Here is a 16,163-nt window from a genome sequence, read left to right on the forward strand (position 1 = left end):
TAAGTCTTATTACAGATGAAATGTAGTAGGGCTTTTTTTATTTTAGTGAAATGAAACAATTGTATTAGTGATCTACGACTATTATTTAGACAGGACATTAGCATTATGAAGTTGAATAGCTATCGTAAAAGGAGCGTGATAATTAAAATGAAAATAGTAAAACAATGGGTCCAAGAAGATAGTGATTACATAAGAGAAAAAGTAATTGAATATAACCAAAAACATATTTCAGATGAAGAGAAAAAGCCTTCAGAAAAAATTAGTTTTATAGTGAGAAATGAAAAGGGGAAAATTGTAGGTGGAATAACTGCAATTACATTTTGGCACCACGTACATGTTGATTTCCTGTGGGTTTCTGAAGAATATAGACACGAAGGTTATGGAACCAAGTTAATAAAACTTATTGAAGAATTTGCAATTGAAAAAGAGTGCAGGTTAATCAATTTAGATACTTTTAGTTTCCAAGCTCCTGATTTTTATAAGAAGCATGGATATAAAGTAATCGGAGTAAGTGAAGATTATCCGAAAGGACATAATCATTATTATTTAGAAAAACGGCTAAAAAGTATATAGAATTTGTTAACATTAGTATTTGGAATACAAATGCAATAAGGGCGAGGTTATTATTAATTTCAGTATTAATTGGATCAATTTTTATTCTAAAACTGCAAGAACGTACTTTGGATACTCTTCCTAAGGTACGTTCTTTTTTTATATCAGTAGCCTATTCTTATTAACTCCACCAATAGTGGTAAAGGCAAGACTTAACTAACTTATATATATTAAAAGGAGTTAATGGTAGAATGAATAGAAGACAGAAAATTCCTTTTATTAAAAATAGAGGAGGTACATATGAAAAAAGTTAATGTTACATACGCGATTTTGTACGATAAAACTAATGAAAAGATTTTAATGGTAAAAAACAAAGGGGAAAATGGTTCTTATTATACATTACCAGGTGGCGCAGTTAAATTAGGAGAAACATTGGAAGAAGCAGTAATTCGAGAAGTAAAAGAAGAAACAGGGTTACATATAAACGTAAAAGGGATTTGTTCTATCAGCGAAGCCTTTTTCGAGGAAAGAGATCATCATGCAATTTTCTTTAATTTTCTAGGTGAAATAATTGGCGGAGAGACATATATATCAAGGCCAAAAGAAATTGAAGAGATTACTTGGATGGAATTACATATAGCAGCTCCATATTTACGCATACCAGAACATTTACTAGATTTATTACAAAAGAAAGAAACAGTACCTTATTTTTTTAACGGAACAATCGTTCATCAATCTTCATAAAAATATTATCTCATGTAAGGCGGGGAAAACATGGAGTTTATCGTTAATCACAAACAATTCACTCAAGCACTTTCAGAAGTCAACAAAGCAATATCAACAAAATTTTTAATTCCTATATTATCTGGTATAAAAATAACTGCAGATCAATCTGGAATTACTTTAATTGCAAGTAACTCGAATATTTTTATTGAAAAATTCATTCCTGTTTTAATTGAAGACGAAAAGATTGCAACTATTTTAAAGGCAGGAACTATTGTTGTACCTGCAAAGTATTTCATTGAAATAATAAAGAAAATGCCAAGTGATATAGCAATAAAAAGTAAGAATGAGCAAATTATTAAGATACAATCAGAAGAAATCACATTAAGTTTAAATGGATTTCCTGCAGATGAGTTTCCGAATGTACCACTTATAGACAATCATGCAGAAATCAAAGTAGAGACAGAGCAATTGATTGAAGTATTTAAACAAACAGTTTTTGCGGTAGCAAAAAATGAATCTAGACCTGTTCTTACTGGGGTGCATATAGAGTTATCTAATAATAAGTTAATTTGTGCTGCAACTGACTCACATAGACTAGCGATACGTGAAACGCTACTTTCCTCAGATGTAAAAGCAAATTGTATTGTACCAAGCGCAACCATTAATGAACTTCTAAAATTAATGAACAGCAATTCGGAATTCGTATATATCTACTTTTCGGAGAGTCATATTATATTTACGTTTGGAACAACTACATTATATTCAAGACTAATTGAAGGGAAATATCCTAATATTTCTAACCTTATTCCAAATGATTTTAAAACGATTATTAACGTAGATAGAAAAAAGATATTACAAGGTGTAGACCGATCAAGTTTATTAGCAAGTGAATGGGCCAATAACAATGTTAACTTAGAAATCATAAACGAATCCACAATTAAAATTTCTTCAAACGCTTCTCAAATTGGGAAAATATCCGAAACGCAACAAATAGATGCGATTCAAGGTGAAAAACAATTAAATATATCTTTCGATGGGCGTTTTATGGTTGATGCTTTACGAGCAATAAAAGAAGAAACGATTACTTTAAGCTTTGGCGGTTCTATGAGACCGATATTGATTGAAGCAGGAGAACAATCTGCAGCAGTACATCTTATATCACCAGTAAGAGCGTATTAGGGATAGAGGAAGGAATTACATTATGTACAAGCAGACTATTGATTTATGAAATCATAAATCAATACATTATAAGAATGATGTATTAGTAAAGCAAACAGTTTACTAAATCCTACATAATATAATTCAATCATAGACAAAGCAGCAATGGTAATCTGAAATACAAAGCAAAATAATAATAACCTCAATATAAAAGCCATAGATTAATCGATATGGGGTGAGTATGATGAAGAAAATAATTGTTTTACTCATTGGTATAGTTTTAATTACTTTTGCTTTTTATCAATACAACAAAAAAGACTATGCAGCTAAAAGTACTAACTTGTATGTAGAAAACTTTAAAGGGGAAAATGATTCAATAAAAATACAATCTGCTATTAATAAAGCAGAATCTAGTAAAATTAAAACGGTATTACTTGATGATAAGAAGTATAAAATTACGTCACCAATCATTGTTAAAAAAGGTGTGAAATTATTATTTGGTTATGGATCCCAATTTGTAGTTGAGGGAAACTTTAGAGTTCTAGAACTGGAGAACAACGCATCCATTGAAGGAGCGTATATAGCTATTGACGATCCTAAATTTAACTCTGAAGTTATTTATTTAGACGGTAAAAATAAATATTATAACACTTGGAACAAAACACAAATAAAAGATATAAATATTATCAATTGGACGGAAACGAATAAAGGTACCGGAATTTCTTTATACTCTGCTGGAAAAGAAAATGAAATTTCGTTTGTTAACTTCGAAAACATTAAAATTGTAGGAATGGAAACCGGACTAAAATTAGTAGCAAAAAAAACGAGCACCGGACAAGCTTGGATAAATGCCAATCGTTTTATGAACTTTTCTTTAGAAGACTGTGTGAATATGATTTATATGGATAGTCAAGTAACTACGCCAAATGAAATTAGTGGGAATCAATTTACAAATCTTCAAATACAGCCTTCAAATAAAACAAAAAGCATTATAAAAGTAAGTGGTCAGTATAATGAATTTCATGGGATGGTGTGGGATTTAAATAAAATAAAACATGAAAACGAACTCATTGAACTAACTGATAAAAGTATGAATACAGTGATTGAAATGTCCAGTGTACCAGCAAATAGAGTTTTAGATAGTGGGAAATCCAATATTGTGAAATAAGTTTAAATACAGAAAAAAGAGCGAATTCTTTATAAGAGGATTCGCTCTTTTTATATTTTAAAATTAAATTTCCTTCCACCAAGCGGATGAAGGATAATTTGTAGATTTTAACGTAATAGATTCACCAATTTGAGGCGTTGTAATTTTAACTCCTAAACGGTTAGCTTCTTTCGTAATACGTTCTATCGGGTCACTCCATTCGTGTAATGCTAACGTAAAGGCACCCCAATGAATCGGAAGAAGTAATTCTCCTTTAACATCAATATGAGCTTGTACCGTTTCTTCAGGCAACATATGAATAGCAGACCACCTCGGATCATATTGCCCGCATTCCATTAATGTAAGATCGAATGGACCGTATTTATCACCAATTTCCTTAAAGTGAGGGGCATAACCGCTATCACCACTAAAGAAAATTTTAGTCTCTTGACCAAGAATAAGCCATGAACACCATAATGAACGATCTCTATCTGTCATACCACGTCCCGAGAAATGCCTTGCAGGCGCACATACTAACTTAATATTATCAAACGTAATTTCGTCCCACCAATTATGTTCACTAATTTTACTAGGCGAAACACCCCATTTAATAAGATATTGTGCAACTCCAGTTGGAACATAAAAGTGCTTTGCGCGATCTTTTAACTGCATAATACTTTTGTAATTCAAATGATCATAGTGATTATGAGAAATGATAATCGCATCAATTTCTTGAAGGTCATCACGTTCTAAAGAAAAAGTACCACTATAGCGTTTACTATTAAACAAAGGAAATGGGGAAGAGGCATCTCCAAACATAGGGTCTAATAATAGTTTTTTACCTTCTATTTTCAAAAGAGAAGCAGAATGGCCAAACCATGTAACACTCTCTAACGATTCATTATCTTTATTTGATAAAACGATAGGCAAATCCTTTATAGGACGCAGCTTTGATTTTATTTTAAAGTAATCCGTCATTAAACTTATAATATCTTTCGGTTTAAAACTCATATCAGTATGAATTTGATTTGTATATTTCTTATTCATTCGTTCTCCTTTTTACGATTAACAATTTACGTATGTTGTTATTGTAGCTATTTGTAGTTTAAACTATATTATTTTACCTTTCATCTAAATTGCCTTGTATTTCATAAATTCGTCAAATTCATTATTTGTATCTATAAAGTACAAATTGCACAGTGGCAGCTAAAACAAATATTAAGTACATGTAAATTGTTTTTATTTAGTAAATTCCTTCTTATACGCAACAAAGAACATACGTTTCGTTGTATGTTATAGAAGAAAATATGTCTCTAATAAAAGAAAGGAAGGAGAGGATGTAAGTGCACATAGAGCGAAAAAAGAAATCAAAATGTAAACTATCAAAATCTGAAATCATGCATTTGTATACTGAAGGGAAGAGCACCTCAGAAATCGCCATGCTTGCTAATGTGTCTGCAAGGTATATTCGTATGGTTTTATCAGACAATAACGTACCAAGACGCGCTATAGGGAGTTGGAAGAGAAAGTATGACATAACAGAAGATTATTTTAAAACGTGGTCAAACAATATGGCTTATATTTTAGGGTTTATAGCAGCAGATGGTGTTATACAGAAAGAAAATCAATGTGTCAGTATATCTCAAAAAGAAAGTTATATTTTAGAAGATATAAAAAAAGAACTAAAAACAAACCAGCCACTTTATCAAAACAAAAAAACAGGCGTATATATGCTAAACATTAATAGTAAAGTAATAAAAGACGATCTAATGAATATTCACGGAATCATGCCATGTAAATCTTTTAACATTGAATTTCCTTTAGTACCAGAAGAATATTTACATCATTTTGTTCGTGGATATTTTGATGGGGATGGTTACGTCAAGTATGAAACTTATACAGTTAATTTCGTAGGTGGATCATATAACTTTATGAATTCTTTACATCAAATTCTTCAAAATCGCAATTTACGAGCCGATTTACTAAATCAAAACAAACATTATCGTGTTATTTTATCTGGAAGAAAATCAATACAACTATTTTCAAATTGGATTTATAAAGACAAAGATATTTATTTGCATAGAAAATATGAAGTGTTCCAGAAAGAAAGTCTGAGTTTAGACCAATTACAAGATCGAAAATTAAAACAAACTAAAACTGCCGTTAAACAAAGAAAACAAAATTTCCTTAAAGAATATATGAAAAATAAATGTAATGCTATAACTTGTTCAAATTTAGAAATAAGCGAATCGGCTTTCAAACGTTGGCTAAAAAATGATAATCAATTTAAAAGAGATTATGAAAAGATTAATTTAACAATGTCCACTAGCGATAACTAAATATAAAATCCTAAAAAACCTTAGAATAGGTATGAAGATAGCTATTCTAAGGTTTTTTATTTTTAAATCATAAAGGATTCTTAATTTTATTGATTGAATATAGTAAATACATAGATTTTACAATTGTCTTGATAAAAAAGGAGAGAGACACCTTGCAAAAGAAATTTATCAATCCAGAAACGATGCCACCAACTTCTGGATATTCACATGTAGTGGAAGTTAGTAACGCTAAACGAACAATTTACATATCTGGACAAGTAGCGATTAACACTGATGGTCAAATAGTTGGCATTGGTGATTTAGCTACACAAACGCGACAAGTTTTCGAAAATATTAAAAGTGCATTAGAAACTTCGGAATTAAGATTTAATGATGTAGTAAAATTAACATTTTTCCTAACAGATATTTCTCAAATGGCCACTGTTAGAGATATACGAGATCAATACATTGATACTAAAAATCCACCAGCAAGTTCAGCTGTAGAAGTTAGAAAGTTAATTAACGATAACTTTTTAATTGAAATCGAAGCAATTGCTGTAGCAAACTAATTTTAAAAACTTATTATGAATCATATCAATGCAATTCGTTTAATGTGTTCAGTTAAAACGAATTGCATTTTTTATTGTCTTAAATATAATTTATATCTGGAGACATTTTCATCAACAACTCATAAAACAAATAACTAAACAATCCATCACACAGAATGATTAAAAAGAACGAGGGGAGGCTAATCACAAAAAATAACTTACTTATAATAAGTTTATTATTTAAAGTTAGTTAACATAATATATATTATAGGCAGTTATAGAAACAAAGCAATACCAGGTATCAAAACCCAAGTAAACTATACTTAATGAGACAAAACGGAGATTTTTGGTGAGATTTACATTAAATCTTATCTAAACAAATTTCTTCAGTTTTTATCGTTTTTATTTGTTATAAATTCATCACAGCAAATCTTAATCAATAATCGCTTAAGATTTAACGAATTAAAAACATTTTTGATTGGCAAGAAATTTTTATACAGAAAAATTATTTCTATACAAAATATAAATTAATAATTTTATTTTATTTTATTTTATGTTTTACTTAATGAATTAATTGCTATTTGCACATGTTTTACAACTTTACATTATTTGTTGTTATTTCTGTGATTTAGGCTTGACTTTCATTACACTCATTGTTTTTTATTCTAGTTAACATAACGCTTATTTTTAACATAAAAAAATCCTCCTCACCTTCAGGAAGATTTTTTGTTTGCTATTATTTTATTTATATCTTCTAGTAACAATCCCAATTGTAAATGACATTGGAAAAATCTAGATTTAACAAATCTTCCTTACGTATAAAGAAATTAGCAACCCCAGAATCGCCCCACATAATATTTAATGAATCGTCTGTATCGATTTGCATCAATAATATGTCATGTTGCTGGTATTTTTCTTCCCATTCCCTTGGATCTGTCTGTGTGAAAAATGGATAACCACCAATTTTATGTCCTTGATCCTTACATAAATCATCATACAGTTCGCCTAATTCTGTATTATTTTCTTCATCAACAATTTCTTCCCAATCAATGTTATCATTAAAAATCATTTCAAATCGATAATCTCTTGGTGTTACTGGTTGATATGCCAACTCAAACTTTAGTTTTGCTGCTTTGGGTATGATAAAATTCTCTAAATCTAAAGTGTTTAAATAACTAAAATCAGTAATCATCTTAGTTAAATCCGCTGTGATTGTAGAATGATAAACAATTCGAAAGTCTTTTTGGCTTGTGGGATGATCAAAATCTGCTCCAAAAAGATCTTCTTCAGCACTTATGAAAAACTGTAACATTCCATGTTGAGGCATATGTTCAATGTTTGGTATTTCTTCAAGGTTTAACTGCGCAAGTAGCATCATAGGTTGTCCGTTTGAGTCTTTAGGATGCTCTTGATCTATAGGTAAATACGGATATCCACCAAACTTACTTTCAAAAAGCGTTGTCTCTGCTAATGTTCCAGACACTTTAACATACGGTTTCACACTTTCTTCTAAAATACTACGATACTGTTCTAGTTCTTTCGGAATTTGAAGTTGATACGTATTCTTCACTATATTTGCCTCCTTTTAGTAATGAATTGAAAATGCCTAACTTAATTATATAGTAAGCGATAACTTAATTGAAAATCGTTAAAAATCCATTTTCACCCTCATTTTTTGCGCGCTTGGTGGACAAAGTAGATTATGTTCTAATACCTTTTTATTAATAGTTCGAATTAAATCCGCTGCTTCTGCAGTATTTGTATTTTCTTTTAGCTTTTCTTTTAAATCATCAATTTCTTTTGAAAGCTCAATCCACCTAGGTAAAACGTGATTATTTGCTAAAGTTCTATAAAGTTGCTTTTCAGGATTGTACGAAAGATCTTTATCAAGATTAAGAGGTTTCCCTTTACCAGGTAAATGATCAAAAGCTCCTTTCTGTTCTGCTTGTTTAACGATAGAACTAATATGATCCTCATACGTATAGGACCAAACTTTCTCATCTTTTACTAAAATCTCTTGCTTTTTTAGTTTTTTATCTAGTTCTTCTTGATTCATAGATTCTCTCTCCTTTTTATTTTTTAGTGTTGTTTTTGTAAGTTCTAATACCCTTAATCCATCGAATAGCTTTTCTCGCCACCAAACGCTATCGTGTCCGCCTTGAAACTCTTCATAAATGGTTTGGTATTTCTTTTCTTCTAAGGCTTTATATAGCCGTTTATTAGCCGTTAAAAGAGGTTCGTTTTCAAGTTCACCTACTGCTATATAAGAATGTAGATGAGTCGTATTAGAATCTATTGATAAAATTTGATTTTCAATCCAAGGAATTGTATTTTCATAATCATCCTTTTTCCAATGTACGGATCCAGACATTGACAACACATTCCCGAAAATATGCGGATTTTGAAGTGCTGCATAAAAAGCTGCTAAGCCACCAAGACTGAAACCTGCAATTGTTGTATGTTTCGCTTTTTGATGCACACGATACTTAGCCTGAATCCACGGAAGTAATTCTTTCGTTAAAAATGTATTCATTTTATCGTTATAAGTTAGCTCTTCTAATCGATCGACAGGATCTATAGCAACAGCAATGCAAGATGGGATTTCTTTTTCGTAAATTAAATAATTAAGTGTTTTTTCAATTGAAAGGCTCTGAATGAATGAATTCCCATCAAATACAATGAGAAGTTCTTGAAGATGTGGAGTGTGAGAATAATCATGAGGCGTATAAATATGAATTTTACGTGTGTTATTTAAAATCGAACTATGAAAAGAATATGTTTCAATTCTCCCAGATGGATAATGATTTGAAGGGAAACGACTGCTATACTGCACTTCCATATCTATTTTTAACACAGACGCTTTATTGGCACCTTCTCCAAATACATTTTCATTGAATGGGTCTAGTCGGTACTGTTCACTACGCTTTATCCAATCATTTTTGAAAAAATCATTTACTGTAAAATAATAAGTTGAAATGAACCTTTTATTCGTCCTAAACGTAACATACCAAATATCTGTCTGTAACAATCGTTGTAATTGATTTACAGACAGATCCCAACCAGGAAAACTACCGACTACATAAACATTTTCAGTATTTTGATCACCTAACCATATATACGTTATAAGTTTATACTGATTATCTATAGGACATTGTTCTACTAGTGGTGTATGATTTGACTTGATTTCATCCAAAAAAGTATAAAGAGCTTTTTCATTTCCATTCTTTAAGTGATTTTTAAGCTTCTCTAACTTAGGACTGATTATTGTAGTCACCCCTCTTCCTCCTTTGTAGTATTCTATATGGAGTTTTTTCATTAGAATCCCTATATAAAAGTAGTCGTAAGTTATATGTTTAGAGAAGTTATTGATTAGAAAAATGATCAATTGCTTAAATAGAAAGTTCCAATGATTTTATTCTTCTTTCTAAAAGAGTTCTTTGAGGACTTCCGAGCTTTGACTTAACATAAATCTTTTCAATTGATGGAAGCAAACCAATCAGAACATTACGAGCTTCTGCTAAATCTTCCTGAGTATAATGATGAGTTTCTTGCTTCCAAACACTTTCTAACATAGCTAAGCCGATAATAGCTGCTTTGAGTCTTTTTTTCACTAAAGTAGTATTTGATCCTTTTTGAGTCATCTGTGATAAGGCATTTTCAAGTTTACTAATTGTTGACTGTAAAGATTTTATTGATTCTACTTTATCTATATTTGATACGTTTTTCATGTTAATGTTATCCCTTCTACGTTGCTAACTTGTTTTGTTTAATGTTTAATGAAATCCTTAAAAGCTTGATTTCACTCGAAATATTTTAACATAAATAACTAACTGTATTCGAGTTGGACAATAACTTAAAGTAAAACAGCTATTCCTCTCTCCTCCCCTGTAGCATTCTATTATATGTACTTCTTTCTTCTCATTAGAATTCCTATATAAACTAGTTGTTAATATTGAATGTTTTATAAACAAAAAAACGTACAAGTAATGTAACCTGTACGTTTTCGCTTTTATTCAGTAAGGTAATAAAGTAATAGCTTCCTGGTCTTCTCATAACTTATGAAATCTCTATACAAAATAGGATAATTCACAATTTCTGTTTCTAGAAAACGATATTGCGGAAACCACTCGAAAAACGATTTTCTTAACCACTTTATTTGTTGAAACGTAATGTTCTGTTCGTTTCCATTTAGTACAGAATTTAAAGTAGCTGCTGTATGCATCCAATAATGATTAAAATCAGCGTTTATACAGTCATCTTCGGTAAACTCACTTTTTAAGTTTAGCTGCATTTTTGCTGTAGCACGATAAGGAAACGGTTTATGCAGTGGACTATGCATTTTCTGCAATTCATTAAAAATAACACTTTTTCCTAACTTCAACTTTCCACCCCTTTATTTCTCTATCCAATTTAATAAGTTTTCATAATGATATTGAGCATCTGTATAGCCAAGATTATATAAATTAACGAGCTTTTCTTTACTTCTTTCTATTCCGCTTATTGGAAGCTGTACGCTAGGCTGAATAATATAAAAGTTGTCTTTTTGTTTTATTTGATTCATATAAGATATCGTCTCATTATAAAAACGATAATGGTCTACTAAATTCTCTGCGATTTTCGGATATTTTCTATATAAAATTTTAGCCAGGCCTGAAAATTTATTCCGCTGCTTCTCATATCCTTCTGGCTTTGTCATAATTACAACGTTCTTTTCATAACCATCAGTTTGAGCTTTTAAAACTGGTATAGGATCTATAATTCCTCCATCTAGTAATTTTCGATTATCATATTCTACAGCAGGTGCTATAAACGGTACAGAGCTTGAGGCGCGAATGATTTTTAAAATATCATTTCCGTGTTCTGCTTTATTATAATAAATGGCTTGTCCTGATTCGCAATCAGTCGTCCCTATAACAAACTGTTCATTACAGTTTAAGAAAGTTTGAAAATCAAATGGTACAATTTTATTAGGTACTTCATCAAATAAAAAATCCATTCCGAATAATTCACGTTTTCGAATTAAGTTTCGATAAGATATATACCTGTAATCTGATACTAGCTCTGTATTTACTTTCTTATTTCTACCTTTTTGACGTGACAAATAGGTTGCTCCCATACAGGCTCCAGCTGATACGCCGACTACATACGGAAAGAATAAGTTCTTTTCCATGAAATATTCGAGTACACCTGCAGTATATAAACCTTTCATTCCTCCACCCTCTAATACTAAACCAATATTCTTCATGCTATATCCCTCTGCTTCTTTTTTCTTAATTTCATATTAGCATAAGATTTTAAGATGAGGTTTTATAAACTAATTACAACAATAACCAGAAACTACTAAAGTAATGTCATAATATCTTTGTGAGTAACATGTTACAATATAAGTAATTCATTCCACATATATTAAAGGAGGAATTTAATATGGGTTTATTTAGCGGTATTTTAGGAAATGCATCAAATACGAGTTCTGAAAGTGTAGAACGTGATTTAGAGAAGATTATGCTAGACGATGAAAAAGTAGAGCATGCTTATAAATTAATTCGTGATCTAATCGTATTTACAAATCGTCGTCTTATTTTAGTAGATAAACAAGGAGTAACTGGCAAAAAAACAGAATACCATTCTATTCCTTATAAAAGTATTACACAATATAGCATCGAAACGGCTGGGCATTTTGATTTAGATGCAGAACTTAAAATTTGGGTGTCTAGTATGAAGGATCCAATTACGAAAGAATTTAAAGGTGACGATAGTATTTTAAGCATTCAAAAAGCGTTAGTAACCTTTACGACCAAGTAGTGACTTTTGTATTTTTATTCATTTTTAAAATTACTAACCCGAGTATTTTGGAAGAACATACATTGTTTTGTATATTTAATCTAAAATAACATAAAAAGGTAAAGCGTATTTTATATGCTTTACCTTTCTTTTTTGTAATAAATAAGTGTAGTTTTATCATTTAATTTCTTTATTACTTCTGTTCTTTTATACTCCATCTTTTCATACAAAAAACAATTTTTCTCTTCTTCTAAAATAGTAGCAAGTTCCCAGCTCGTTGCTTCAGGAAACATTTCCTCAATTAATGTAAGTACCTTTTGGGCAATTCCTTTTCCTTGATAACTCGGGTGAATAAACATTGGACTGATCCAAAATTTAGAGGGTGTTTCTTTTTGTGAAATGCATATCGCTCCAACAAGATTCATTGCCACTATTATTTTATAGAAGCCACCGTCTACATAATTTATTCTACAAATAGTTTTTTCGATAGTTTCATTTGCTGGATTTGTTTCATAGTCTTTATATTTATGTAATAAAGGGTTAAATGAGTCTATTTGCATTTGAAATAAATCTGTTGCATCACTTTCTGTCGCCTTCTCTAATGTAATCTCCATGTTACCAATTTAGTCGCTTTCTTAATGAAGTTATATGAGCTGTATGATGCCGTCCGTGCCATGCGTATAGTCCTATTGCAACAGCAAGTTTTGTTTCACCAGTTTCAGGATGGTTAAATGTCTTTTCTAAATCTTCAATTTCTAGAGAATATAAAAGGTTAACCCATCTTTTATGTAATGAATCTAGCATTACTAGTGAAACATCTACCGGTAATTTTGAATCGGGTAACTCTGCCCACTTCTCTTCTTTATACGGCTTAATAGTTGGATTCTTTTCTGTCAGTGCTAATTTAAAGCGTATGTAGCTATTCATATGGCTATCAACAACGTGATGAACAACTTGACGGACAGTCCACCCTCCAACGCGATATGGTGTATCTAACTGCTTCTGATCTAAATCTTTAATTGCCTTTGTTAGTTCATTAGGTAAATCTTCAATTTCTTGAATCCATGTATCAATCATTTCTTCAGTTATAGGACGTTTGTATGTAAATTGGCCAATTGGATAACGTAAATCATTCATGAATAAGTCCTCCTTATTATAAGCGCGAAGTATTTCTCCAAATATAGTGTACAAACTTCACATGTTCTCCATGTAATTCTACAGATGTTATATCTGATTCGTTTTGATAAGAAGAAAATCCGCTTTTTTCTAGTACAATTTGTGATGCGAGATTATTAGTCGTTGTTTTAGCATGAACTTCAGTAATTTCATTATTTTTCGCTACATCTAAAATTAATTTTACGGCTGCTGTTGCAACTCCTTTTTTAGTAAATTTTTCTCCGACCCGATACCCGAGCGAACTAATTCGAGTTTCCGTATCTATATCTACTAAATTAATTCGCCCTACAATTTCTTTTTCTTCATTACGAATTAAATAAAAATAAGAATCTCCATCTGCTTGTTCTATTAATAAATCGTCTAGTAGTTTTTGGAAATATTCAAATTCAAAATATTTTGAGCCACGATTTGGTACCATTGTTTCAAAAAAAGATTTATTCGTAAGTTCAAACGTAAATAAATCCTTAGCATCTTGTTTCTTTAGTTGCTCTATGTATATTTCCATCCCGTATTCTCCTTCTAGATTTACTAACTGTTATACATTCTTTTTTAATCAATTATATTCCTGCTATTACTTTCGATTAAGTAATACAGATAGTAGCACTTTCGGATGAAAAAGATGAAATGGACTACGAATTAAATTCATAACTCGTACTAACCGAATATAAACATCAGAATTACTTGCGGATAGTCGATATATTTGTTTCGTATACCATAGCTGAAATTTTTGTTTTGTAGTTAATTCTCTCTTTAGTTGCGGATGACGTGATATTTCCGTTGTTGTCATATCCCATGGGGTTTCTATTATAGTAGCTGCCTTTTTATAAAATTGTTGTGTAAATGTTTTATCAAGTTGTTTTCTACCTTGCAGAAGTAATTGCAACTGGTGAGCCTCCATAGCAGCAACTGATACGCCTTGGCCGAAAACGGGATCAAAACGACATTGCGCATCTCCAACAACTAATAAGCCTTCTGGTACATTATTCACTAAATCAAATCGCCGGCGTACTTGATAAGGAATTTTGTATGTCTTTATATCAGTAATTCCCTCAGCCTTGTTTAGGAAGTCTGTAACATTAGAAATTGATAGGTTTTCAGCAAAATCATAAAACTCATCATCTGTTTGTGGTGCTTTCTCGTTTGCGTATCCACTGAAAGTAACAAAATAACGATTATCTTCTATCGTTTGAATAAGAACGCCATAAGGGTTATCAGGGAAACTCGGAGACATTAACATATTACAACAGTCTAATTTCTCATTTTCTTTAAGTTTGAACATTTTCGTTGCGTAAAATAAATCAATACGAACTTTCTCTTCTTGTACTTCAATTTCGTATTCTCGTAACCACTCTATACTTTTTGAGCCAAATCCACTCGCATCAACTACAAGGTCTGCATGAACTTCTTCTTGTATGTCTGTCTCTAAATATTTAACTTTTACTCCACACACTTTGTTAAGCTTTGCATCTACCAATAACCCTTTAACCAATGTTTCATATTTAATAGTAATATTTGAAATTTGATGTATTCGTTTTTGAATATGCCATTCTAGCAAAGGACGACTTTGTTGAATCATATGTACTTCCCCTATGAATGGCTGTTTCCATAAACCAAATTGATGCCATTTTAAATCACGAGTAAAGTTATTTACGATACTACCTGCTTCTATTAATTCATTCGTAATAGTAGGAAACAATTCTTCAATTGCGTTTTCTCCACCTTTTAATAACACGTGAGGATGATTACTTTGTGGAACTCTTTTTCTCGAAGACTTTCCATCCCACCTTTCACCAGCTTCTATAATGATTACTTCTTTAAAAGAAGTTGATAATGCTTTTGCTGCAAACTTTCCTGCTATACTTCCACCAATAACGATAGCCTTATTAAACATATTTTCCCCCTTAATAAAAAGAGATCCTGCCTTGTATGAATGAAACAGGATCTTAAACTAATTAACTTCTTTATCATTATACTTAAAATACATCAGTAAATTGCAACATTAAAATTAAAATACCTAATCCCCATACGTAATACGCGAATACTTTTAAAGAGTGACGTTTTAAATATTGAATCATCCATGAAACGGCTATGTATCCAAAAAATGCTGCTGATAACGTTCCGACAATTAAAGATGTACTAGAAATAGATTCTGCTTTCCCTTGAAAAACGTCTACAAATTGCAAAATGATAGCTCCAACAATGGCTGGTGTCGATAGTAAAAAAGAAAAGTAAGCAGCAGTTTCACGGTCTAATTTTCTCCATAATGCAGCGACAATTGTCATTCCAGAACGGGAAATGGCTGGAAAAATAGCAGCAGCTTGAAATGAACCGATAATTAATGCGTCTTTATATGTTATGTCATCCATTTTTTTACGACCATTCTTTTGTTTATCTGCCATGTAGAGAAAGAATCCGGTCACTAAAAACTCCCAACCGATCGTGATTCCTGTTTTTGAAATATCTTCAAAGAAGTCTTTAAACAATAAACCAATAACAACTGCGGGTATTGTCCCAACGATAAGTAATAACATGAGCTTTGAAAATGGGTTTTTAATTAAATATATAAATTCTTTTTTGTAATAAATAAAAACCGCAAGTAAAGTCCCAATATGCAGCATCGTATCTAAAAATAAGCCAGCCTCATCTAATCGGAACAAATGCCTTCCTAAATAAAGATGTCCGGTACTACTGATTGGTAAAAATTCTGTTAAACCTTGAATTATACCTAGTATGAAAGCTTCTAACCAATTCATGATG

18 protein-coding genes are annotated in these 16,163 nt (G+C 31.1%); 7 read left to right on the forward strand and 11 right to left on the reverse strand.

The features are described from left to right. The first annotated feature begins 147 nt into the window (after positions 1 to 147). The 4 genes from BLT20_RS10420 (at position 148) to BLT20_RS10435 (ending at position 3,604) form a co-directional block, all read left to right on the forward strand. Positions 148 to 573 (forward strand): GNAT family N-acetyltransferase, encoded by a 426-nt coding sequence (locus tag BLT20_RS10420; RefSeq protein ID WP_000706722.1) that lies wholly within the window; start codon positions 148 to 150, stop codon positions 571 to 573. 279 nt (positions 574 to 852) lie between these two features. Beyond that, positions 853 to 1,296, forward strand: a complete 444-nt coding sequence (locus BLT20_RS10425) for an NUDIX hydrolase (RefSeq protein WP_000757601.1) — start codon at positions 853 to 855, stop codon at positions 1,294 to 1,296. A 30-nt stretch (positions 1,297 to 1,326) separates the two neighbouring features. Continuing rightward, positions 1,327 to 2,457 (forward strand): DNA polymerase III subunit beta, encoded by a 1,131-nt coding sequence (gene dnaN, locus BLT20_RS10430; RefSeq protein ID WP_000394467.1) that lies wholly within the window; start codon positions 1,327 to 1,329, stop codon positions 2,455 to 2,457. Between the two features lie 223 nt (positions 2,458 to 2,680). Then, positions 2,681 to 3,604 (forward strand): hypothetical protein, encoded by a 924-nt coding sequence (locus tag BLT20_RS10435; RefSeq protein ID WP_000721082.1) that lies wholly within the window; start codon positions 2,681 to 2,683, stop codon positions 3,602 to 3,604. A gap of 63 nt (positions 3,605 to 3,667) precedes the next feature. Here BLT20_RS10435 and BLT20_RS10440 read toward each other — a convergent pair whose 3' ends face one another. After that, the gene (locus tag BLT20_RS10440) at positions 3,668 to 4,630 is read right to left on the reverse strand and encodes an MBL fold metallo-hydrolase (RefSeq protein WP_001037060.1); all 963 of its coding nucleotides are present in this window, start codon (positions 4,628 to 4,630) and stop codon (positions 3,668 to 3,670) included. A 296-nt stretch (positions 4,631 to 4,926) separates the two neighbouring features. Between BLT20_RS10440 and BLT20_RS10445 the strand changes: the two genes are divergently transcribed. Both BLT20_RS10445 and BLT20_RS10450 read left to right on the forward strand, forming a co-directional pair. Then, positions 4,927 to 5,922, forward strand: a complete 996-nt coding sequence (locus BLT20_RS10445) for an LAGLIDADG family homing endonuclease (protein WP_000546828.1) — start codon at positions 4,927 to 4,929, stop codon at positions 5,920 to 5,922. 152 nt (positions 5,923 to 6,074) lie between these two features. Beyond that, on the forward strand, positions 6,075 to 6,470 hold the full coding sequence (locus tag BLT20_RS10450) for a RidA family protein (protein WP_001169716.1): 396 nt from the start codon (positions 6,075 to 6,077) through the stop codon (positions 6,468 to 6,470). A 733-nt stretch (positions 6,471 to 7,203) separates the two neighbouring features. On the opposite strand, the gene BLT20_RS10455 is transcribed toward BLT20_RS10450, so the two are convergent. The 5 genes from BLT20_RS10455 to BLT20_RS10480 all read right to left on the reverse strand — a co-directional run bounded on the left by BLT20_RS10455 (position 7,204) and on the right by BLT20_RS10480 (position 11,694). Next, the gene (locus tag BLT20_RS10455; protein WP_000799801.1) at positions 7,204 to 8,019 is read right to left on the reverse strand and encodes a YwqG family protein; all 816 of its coding nucleotides are present in this window, start codon (positions 8,017 to 8,019) and stop codon (positions 7,204 to 7,206) included. A gap of 78 nt (positions 8,020 to 8,097) precedes the next feature. After that, positions 8,098 to 9,723 carry a DnaJ family domain-containing protein gene (locus BLT20_RS10460; protein WP_000207482.1) on the reverse strand — a complete coding sequence of 542 codons (1,626 nt, stop codon included), beginning with the start codon at positions 9,721 to 9,723 and terminating at the stop codon, positions 8,098 to 8,100. A 115-nt stretch (positions 9,724 to 9,838) separates the two neighbouring features. Continuing rightward, positions 9,839 to 10,177: a hypothetical protein gene (locus tag BLT20_RS10465; RefSeq protein WP_073339177.1), complete on the reverse strand. Its 339-nt coding sequence runs from the start codon at positions 10,175 to 10,177 to the stop codon at positions 9,839 to 9,841. A gap of 281 nt (positions 10,178 to 10,458) precedes the next feature. Next, positions 10,459 to 10,830, reverse strand: a complete 372-nt coding sequence (locus BLT20_RS10475; RefSeq protein ID WP_000765973.1) for a YxiJ-like family protein — start codon at positions 10,828 to 10,830, stop codon at positions 10,459 to 10,461. A gap of 12 nt (positions 10,831 to 10,842) precedes the next feature. After that, a complete protein-coding gene (locus tag BLT20_RS10480) occupies positions 10,843 to 11,694 on the reverse strand; it encodes a patatin-like phospholipase family protein (RefSeq protein WP_000789280.1) in 852 nt (283 codons plus the stop codon). Positions 11,695 to 11,873: 179 nt separating this feature from the next. Here BLT20_RS10480 and BLT20_RS10485 point away from each other — a divergent pair, with 179 nt between their 5' ends. Further along, positions 11,874 to 12,251, forward strand: coding sequence for a PH domain-containing protein (locus tag BLT20_RS10485; RefSeq protein ID WP_000522477.1), 378 nt, complete (start codon positions 11,874 to 11,876; stop codon positions 12,249 to 12,251). A 119-nt stretch (positions 12,252 to 12,370) separates the two neighbouring features. Here the strand turns inward: BLT20_RS10485 and BLT20_RS10490 are convergent, their stop codons facing one another. The 5 genes from BLT20_RS10490 to BLT20_RS10510 form a co-directional block, all read right to left on the reverse strand. Further along, entirely contained in the window at positions 12,371 to 12,844 is a 474-nt protein-coding gene (locus BLT20_RS10490) for a GNAT family N-acetyltransferase (RefSeq protein WP_000406648.1), read from the reverse strand. Between the two features lies 1 nt (position 12,845). Further along, positions 12,846 to 13,367 carry a YfiT family bacillithiol transferase gene (locus tag BLT20_RS10495; protein WP_000999070.1) on the reverse strand — a complete coding sequence of 174 codons (522 nt, stop codon included), beginning with the start codon at positions 13,365 to 13,367 and terminating at the stop codon, positions 12,846 to 12,848. A gap of 16 nt (positions 13,368 to 13,383) precedes the next feature. Next, positions 13,384 to 13,911 carry a GNAT family N-acetyltransferase gene (locus tag BLT20_RS10500; protein WP_000409241.1) on the reverse strand — a complete coding sequence of 176 codons (528 nt, stop codon included), beginning with the start codon at positions 13,909 to 13,911 and terminating at the stop codon, positions 13,384 to 13,386. 66 nt (positions 13,912 to 13,977) lie between these two features. Next, on the reverse strand, positions 13,978 to 15,297 hold the full coding sequence (locus tag BLT20_RS10505; protein ID WP_000482023.1) for an FAD-dependent oxidoreductase: 1,320 nt from the start codon (positions 15,295 to 15,297) through the stop codon (positions 13,978 to 13,980). Between the two features lie 82 nt (positions 15,298 to 15,379). Beyond that, positions 15,380 to 16,159 (reverse strand): undecaprenyl-diphosphate phosphatase, encoded by a 780-nt coding sequence (locus tag BLT20_RS10510; protein WP_001104298.1) that lies wholly within the window; start codon positions 16,157 to 16,159, stop codon positions 15,380 to 15,382. Positions 16,160 to 16,163: the final 4 nt, after the last annotated feature.

It is taken from the genome of Bacillus sp. cl96 (assembly GCF_900100505.1).
GTDB lineage: Bacteria > Bacillota > Bacilli > Bacillales > Bacillaceae_G > Bacillus_A > Bacillus_A cereus.